The sequence below is a fragment of the Actinomadura sp. BRA 177 genome (assembly GCF_013372625.1).
In the GTDB taxonomy this organism is placed as follows: domain Bacteria; phylum Actinomycetota; class Actinomycetes; order Streptosporangiales; family Streptosporangiaceae; genus Spirillospora.
Window position 1 is genome coordinate 1 of record NZ_JABXFD010000715.1, and the last position, 6,491, is coordinate 6,491.

Genomic DNA, 6,491 nt, shown 5'->3' on the forward strand with positions numbered 1-6,491 from the left:
CCCCGCGCCCCGACCCCCGGGGCGCGGGCCCGGGCCGCCGCTACTGGACGCTGTTCGGCGAGGTCACCGGCGAGCCCGCGACCCCTGGGGCGATCAACACCTGGCTGGTCGACGCACTCGGATGCCGACGGGCCGCCGGAGTCGTCGTCCGGCGGCCCATTGGTGCGCGCGTGCTACATCTTGCGGAGGACGGCGACGACGCGGCCCAGGACGGACGCCTCGTCGCCGGGGATCGGCTCGTAGGCGGGGTTCTGCGGCATCAGCCAGATGTGCCCGTCCCGCCGCTTGAACGTCTTGACCGTGGCCTCGCCGTCGATCATGGCGGCCACGATGTCGCCCTGCTCGGCCACCGGCTGCTGCCGCACGACCACCCAGTCACCGTCCGCGATCGCGGCCTCGATCATCGAGTCACCGGTGACCTTCAGCAGGAAGTGGGTGCCCTCGCCGACGAGCTGCTTCGGCAGCGTGAACACGTCCTCGACGGCCTCCTCGGCGAGGATCGGGCCACCGGCGGCGATCCGGCCGACGAGCGGCACGTAGGCGGGCGCGGGCTGCGCGGACGCGGGCTGGCCCCCCGCCGCTTCGAAGGCCTCCTCGTCGGTGCGCACCGGCGTCGTGCCCGGCACCCGCACCTCGACCGCGCGCGGCCGGTTGGGGTCGCGCCGCAGGAAGCCCTTGCGCTGGAGCGACCGGAGCTGGTGCGACACGCTGGAGGTGCTGGTCAGCCCCACGGCCTCGCCGATCTCGCGCATGGACGGCGGGTACCCGCGGCGCTGGACCGAGTCGCGGATCACCTCCAGCACCATGCGCTGCCGCTGCGTCAGGCCCGTCTCGTCCATCGGCCCGTCGGGCAGCTCCCGGACCTTGCTCATCGCTAGTCGCCTCCCGGGCGCCTCGATCGGTCACTCCTTGTCATGGAACGCTATCGCGTCCCGGCCTAATGATCAAACAATTGTTCGAAGATGTGCTCGCTTTTTCCGGCCGTCTCCTGGTAGAACATCGTACAGGCGTTCGATCGAAAATTCATTCGACGTCGAGGAGGGGAGAGATGTCCGGTTCACCCCACAGTGACCGCGCCCCGATCCGCCTGACCCGCCGCGGCCGCGCCGTCCTGGTGGCTTTCGCCGCCACTGTCACCCTGGTGGGCCTCTGGCTCACCGTCGGTCCCGGCGCCTTCGCCGGATCGGGCGACGGCCGCCACGGGACGTCCCGTCCGCCCGAGACCGTCGTCGTCCAGCCGGGCGACACGCTGTGGGGCATCGCGTCCGCCGCCGACCCGGCCGCCGACCCGCGGCTGACCGTCCGGCGCATCATGGACCTCAACGGCCTCGGCGGCGATCCCGTCGTCCTGCCGGGCCAGGAGATCCGCCTCCCCGCCGGCTGACCGCGTGACGGCCGAGCTGGCCGCCGCGCCGCTGCCGAGCGTCCGGCCGGACGGCCTGTTCGGGCTGCGTCAGTCGCGTGCGCCGGCGGGGGCGGTCGTGCGTTCTACCAGGCGTTCTGTGATCGCCGCGGACGTTGCGTGACGACACGCCCGGGAAGAAAAAGGGGAGGCGCGAGGTGACCTGCGCGGACGTGCAGGATGTGACGCGTGAGGCCCCGGATCAGGTTGCGAACGGCTGCGGCGAGCCGTACGGTTGACCACAACATCTAGTAGTCACATCGATGTAGTTCCCTATATATGGCGCCCACATCGGTGTAACTCGTTTACGTCAGGGGAGGAGAACTAGCGTGCACTGCCCGTTCTGCCGCAACCCTGACACCAAAGTGATCGACAGCCGTTCCACCGATGACGGCGGCGCCATTCGGCGGCGCCGGTCGTGCGCGGAATGCGGCAGGAGATTCACGACGCAGGAGAATGTGCTCGTGATGGTGGCCAAGCGCAGCGGGGTCACCGAGCCGTTCTCCCGGGAAAAGATCATCGCCGGTGTGCGCAGGGCCTGCCAGGGCCGTCCGGTGGACGAGGATGCGCTCGCGAAGCTGGGGCAGCGGGTCGAAGAGGCGATCAGGTCGTCCGGATCCGCGGAAATCCCCTCGCACGAGGTCGGCCTCGCGATTCTGGGGCCGCTCCGTGAACTCGATGAGGTCGCCTATCTGCGATTCGCCTCGGTCTACCGGAGCTTCGAGTCGCTGGACGACTTCGCCAAGGAGATCGACGCACTGCGGAAGGCCGGTTCCTCGGGGGAGCCCGGCCCGTCCCGGTAGGGGACGGTTCCGGCAGCACAAAGCAGCACATTGAAAAGCGCCTCCGCGCGGGCATGCCCCGTGCGGCGGCGGAGTTGTTCCTGAACAGGGCCCGGCGGGAGCCCGAGAAGGGGGAAGGTCATGACGGAGACGGTGAGCGGCTCGGCGGCGCGGCGCGGCAAGGGGGGCCGCAAAGGGCTGAAGGTCGAGCGCATCTTCACCACGCCCGGCGTGCACCCGTACGACGAGCTGCACTGGGAACGTCGTGACGTCGTCATGACCAACTGGCGCGACGGCTCGGTGAACTTCGAGCAGCGCGGCGTCGAGTTCCCCGACTTCTGGTCGCTGAACGCGGTCAACATCGTCACGTCCAAGTACTTCCGCGGCGCGGTCGGCACCCCGCAGCGGGAATGGAGCCTGAAGCAGCTCGTCGACCGCGTGGTGGGCGTCTACACCGAGACCGGCATCCGGGAGGGCTACTTCGCCTCCGAGCAGGACGCCGAGATCTTCGACCACGAACTCAAGCACGCCCTCGTCCACCAGCTGTTCAGCTTCAACTCCCCGGTCTGGTTCAACGTGGGCACGAAGTCCCCGCAGCAGGTGAGCGCGTGCTTCATCCTGTCGGTGGACGACACGATGGAGTCGATCCTCGACTGGTACAAGGAAGAGGGCGTCATCTTCAAGGGCGGCTCCGGGGCCGGCCTGAACCTCTCCCGCATCCGGTCCAGCAAGGAACTGCTCTCCTCCGGCGGCACCGCCAGCGGTCCCGTGTCGTTCATGCGCGGCGCCGACGCGTCCGCCGGGACGATCAAGTCCGGCGGCGCCACCCGCCGGGCCGCGAAGATGGTCGTGCTGGACGTCGACCACCCCGACGTCGAGGAGTTCATCGAGACCAAGGCGCGCGAGGAGGACAAGATCCGCGCGCTGCGGGACGCCGGGTTCGACATGGACCTCGGCGGCAAGGACATCAACAGCGTCCAGTACCAGAACGCCAACAACTCCGTCCGCGTGTCGGACGAGTTCATGCAGGCCGTGGAGTCCGGCGGCGAGTTCGGGCTGCGCGCCCGGATGACCGGCGAGGTCATCGAGACCATCAAGGCCAAGGACCTGTTCCGGGTCATGGCCAAGGCCGCCTGGGAGTGCGCCGACCCCGGCATCCAGTACGACGACACGATCAACGACTGGCACACCAACCCCGAGACCGGCCGCATCACCGCGTCCAACCCGTGCTCGGAGTACATGAGCCTGGACAACTCGTCCTGCAACCTCGCGAGCATCAACCTGCTGAAGTTCCTCACCGAGGCGGGCACGTTCGACGTCGCCAAGTTCACGAAGCTCACCGAGCTGATCATCACGGCGATGGACATCTCGATCACGTTCGCCGACTTCCCGACCGAGAAGATCGCCGAGACGACGCGCGACTACCGGCAGCTCGGCATCGGCTACGCCAACCTGGGCGCGCTGCTGATGGCGACCGGGCACGCCTACGACTCCGAGGGCGGGCGGTCCCTCGCCGCGGCGATCACGTCGCTGATGACGGGCGTCGCCTACAAGCGGTCCGCGGAGATCGCCGGCGTGGTGGGCCCGTACGCGGGCTACGCGCGCAACGCCGAGGCGCACAAGCGCGTCATGCGCAAGCACGCCGCCGCCAACGACGGCATCCGCACGCTGGACGAGATGGACAAGGCCGTCCACGCCGCCGCCGCCAAGCAGTGGGCGGACTGCCTGAAGGCCGGCGAGAAGCACGGCTACCGCAACGCGCAGGCCAGCCTGCTCGCGCCGACCGGCACCATCGGCCTGATGATGGACTGCGACACCACCGGGATCGAGCCCGACCTCGCGCTGATGAAGTTCAAGAAGCTCGTCGGCGGCGGGTCCATGCAGATCGTCAACCACACGGTGCCGCGCGCGCTGGAGCAGCTCGGCTACCAGCAGGAGCAGATCGAGGCGATCGTCGAGTACATCGCCGAGCACGGCCACGTGGTGGACGCGCCCGGCCTGCGCCCCGACCACTACGAGGTGTTCGACTGCGCGATGGGCGAGCGGTCGATCAGCCCGATGGGGCACGTCCGGATGATGGCGGCCGTCCAGCCGTTCCTGTCCGGCGCGATCTCCAAGACGGTCAACATGCCGGAGAAGGCCACCATCGAGGACATCGAGAAGGTGTACTTCGAGGGCTGGCGGCTCGGCCTGAAGGCCCTGGCGATCTACCGCGACAACTGCAAGGTCGGCCAGCCCCTGTCGGCCGCCGGCAAGAAGGAGAAGGAGGAGCCGGCGGAGACGCTGGCCCCGCGCCCGATCCGCAGGCGGCTGCCGAAGCAGCGCCCCGCGACCGTCACCCGCTTCTCCGTCGCGGGCGCCGAGGGCTACATGACCGCCTCGTCCTACCCGGACGACGGCGTCGGCGAGGTCTTCCTGAAGCTCGGCAAGCAGGGCTCCACGCTGGCCGGCGTGATGGACGCCTTCTCCATGGCGATCTCCATCAGCCTGCAGTACGGCGTCCCGCTGGAGACGTGGGTGGAGAAGTTCACCAACATGCGGTTCGAGCCCGCCGGGATGACCGACGACCCCGACATCCGCATGGCGACCTCGGTGATGGACTACATCTTCCGCCGCCTGGCGCTGGACCACCTGCCGTTCGAGGACCGCGCGGAGCTCGGCATCCTCACCGCCGGGGAGCGCGCGATGCAGGCCAACGGGGAGGACCCGGCCGCCCTGCACGCCGAGGACGAGGTCGACCACGAGTCGCTCGCCCAGTCCGCCGCGATCACCAAGCCGTCCGCCCCGGCGCCGGCCCCGGCACCCGAGGCGCACTCGTCGGTCGAGGCGATCGAGAGCCGCCAGGGCCGCACCGCGGACGCCCCGCTCTGCCTCACCTGCGGCACGAAGATGCGCCCGGCGGGCAGCTGCTACGTCTGCGAAGGCTGCGGCTCCACCAGCGGCTGCAGCTGACGCACGACCGACCGGCCCCCGGTGAGCACACGCTCGCCGGGGGCCGGGTCGTTTGCGTCAGGGGGACTTGGACTTGTCGTCGGTGGTGGGTTTGATTGGCTGGGTGGTTGAGGCGCGGCGGCGCTGGGTGGATTTGCGGGGGCCGGCGACCAGGGTGTCGTCCTCGGTGCCTTCGGGCTTGGCCGGCGGGGCGGACGGCGGCAGCTCGGGGGACTTCGGGGTGCGGCGGGGCTTCTTCGGGGGCTTCAGTTCGGCCTGGCGGAGGGATTCGACGAAGCTCGCGGCGTCGTCCTCGTCGTCGTCGGCGGGGCCGCGGAGGCGCTTGCCGATGATCCACTGGTCGATGGTCAGGCGGCCGCCGCCGCCGGCGGCGAACACGAGGCTGATCATGCCGAGGGCGAGGACGAGTTCGTAGCCGTTCTGGATCGTCGCGCCGTCCACCACGAACAGGCCCTCGCCGGCGTGGACGAAGATGAACGCGCCGGCCATGTCGATGAACAGCAGGACGCCGGTGATGGGCAGGCCCAGGCCGGCGATCAGCGCGGCGCCGCCGAGCAGTTCGACGAACGCGGAGTAGACGGCGGCCGCGGTGGGGAGCGGGACGCCGAGGTCGTCGAACGAGCGGCCGGTCGCGGTGATGCCCGCCTCGATCTTCTGCCAGCCGTGCGCCATGAACACGATGCCGACGCCGAGCCGCGCGAGGACTGCCACAACGTCGTAGAGCGGCCGAGAGCACATGCCGTCGTCTCCTTCAGCACGGGGGATGGGGGCCCGGTCAGACGGAGAGTATGACGGCCTCGCCGGAGATATCGCGAACGTCGCAGGTGGCGGCTACGGTCGGCGGGTGAAAAGACATCGGTACGAAGTGTCGGTGGCCTGGACGGGGAACACCGGTTCGGGGACGAGTTCCTACCGCGCCTACGAGCGGGCGCACGAGGTGCGGGCGGAGGGCAAGCCGCTCATACCGGGGAGTTCCGACCCCGGGTTTCGCGGCGACCCGGCCCGGTGGAACCCGGAGGAGCTGCTCGTCGCCTCTCTGGCGCAGTGCCACATGCTGTGGTTCCTCCATCTGTGCGCCGTCGAGAAGGTGGTCGTGACGGGCTACGAGGACCGGCCACGCGGCGTCATGGTCGAGACGCCGGACGGCGGTGGACGGTTCGCGGAGGTCGTGCTGCGTCCCAGGGTCGTGCTCGCCGATCCCGAGCAGGCGGGACGGGCCGCCGAGCTGCATGAACGGGCGCACGAGCTGTGTTTCATCGCGAACTCGGTCAACTTCCCCGTCCGCCACGAGGCGACCTGTTCGTGAGGTTCAGCGGGTGCGGCCGCGGGGTTTCAGGCGGGCCGGGGGGCATGGC

Annotated in this window: 6 protein-coding genes; 4 read left to right on the top strand and 2 right to left on the bottom strand. The window is 69.7% G+C overall.

All coding sequences use genetic code 11. The features are described 5' to 3' along the window. Positions 1-173: 173 nt before the first annotated feature. Positions 174-872 (bottom strand): transcriptional repressor LexA, encoded by a 699-nt coding sequence (gene lexA / locus HUX53_RS38755; protein ID WP_176408245.1) that lies wholly within the window; start codon positions 870-872, stop codon positions 174-176. Positions 873-1,048: 176 nt separating this feature from the next. Between lexA and HUX53_RS38760 the strand changes: the two genes are divergently transcribed. The 3 genes from HUX53_RS38760 to HUX53_RS38770 all read left to right on the top strand — a co-directional run bounded on the left by HUX53_RS38760 (position 1,049) and on the right by HUX53_RS38770 (position 5,136). Beyond that, a complete protein-coding gene (locus tag HUX53_RS38760) occupies positions 1,049-1,384 on the top strand; it encodes a LysM domain-containing protein (RefSeq protein ID WP_176408246.1) in 336 nt (111 codons plus the stop codon). A gap of 347 nt (positions 1,385-1,731) precedes the next feature. Next, complete coding sequence (gene nrdR / locus HUX53_RS38765; RefSeq protein ID WP_176408247.1) at positions 1,732-2,205, top strand: transcriptional regulator NrdR; 474 nt, start codon at positions 1,732-1,734, stop codon at positions 2,203-2,205. 120 nt (positions 2,206-2,325) lie between these two features. Then, positions 2,326-5,136, top strand: coding sequence for a vitamin B12-dependent ribonucleotide reductase (locus HUX53_RS38770; RefSeq protein WP_176408248.1), 2,811 nt, complete (start codon positions 2,326-2,328; stop codon positions 5,134-5,136). 57 nt (positions 5,137-5,193) lie between these two features. Here the strand turns inward: HUX53_RS38770 and HUX53_RS38775 are convergent, their stop codons facing one another. After that, entirely contained in the window at positions 5,194-5,874 is a 681-nt protein-coding gene (locus HUX53_RS38775; RefSeq protein ID WP_176408249.1) for a DoxX family protein, read from the bottom strand. Positions 5,875-5,980: 106 nt separating this feature from the next. Between HUX53_RS38775 and HUX53_RS38780 the strand changes: the two genes are divergently transcribed. Continuing rightward, on the top strand, positions 5,981-6,442 hold the full coding sequence (locus HUX53_RS38780) for an OsmC family protein (protein WP_309237637.1): 462 nt from the start codon (positions 5,981-5,983) through the stop codon (positions 6,440-6,442). Positions 6,443-6,491 lie beyond the last annotated feature (49 nt).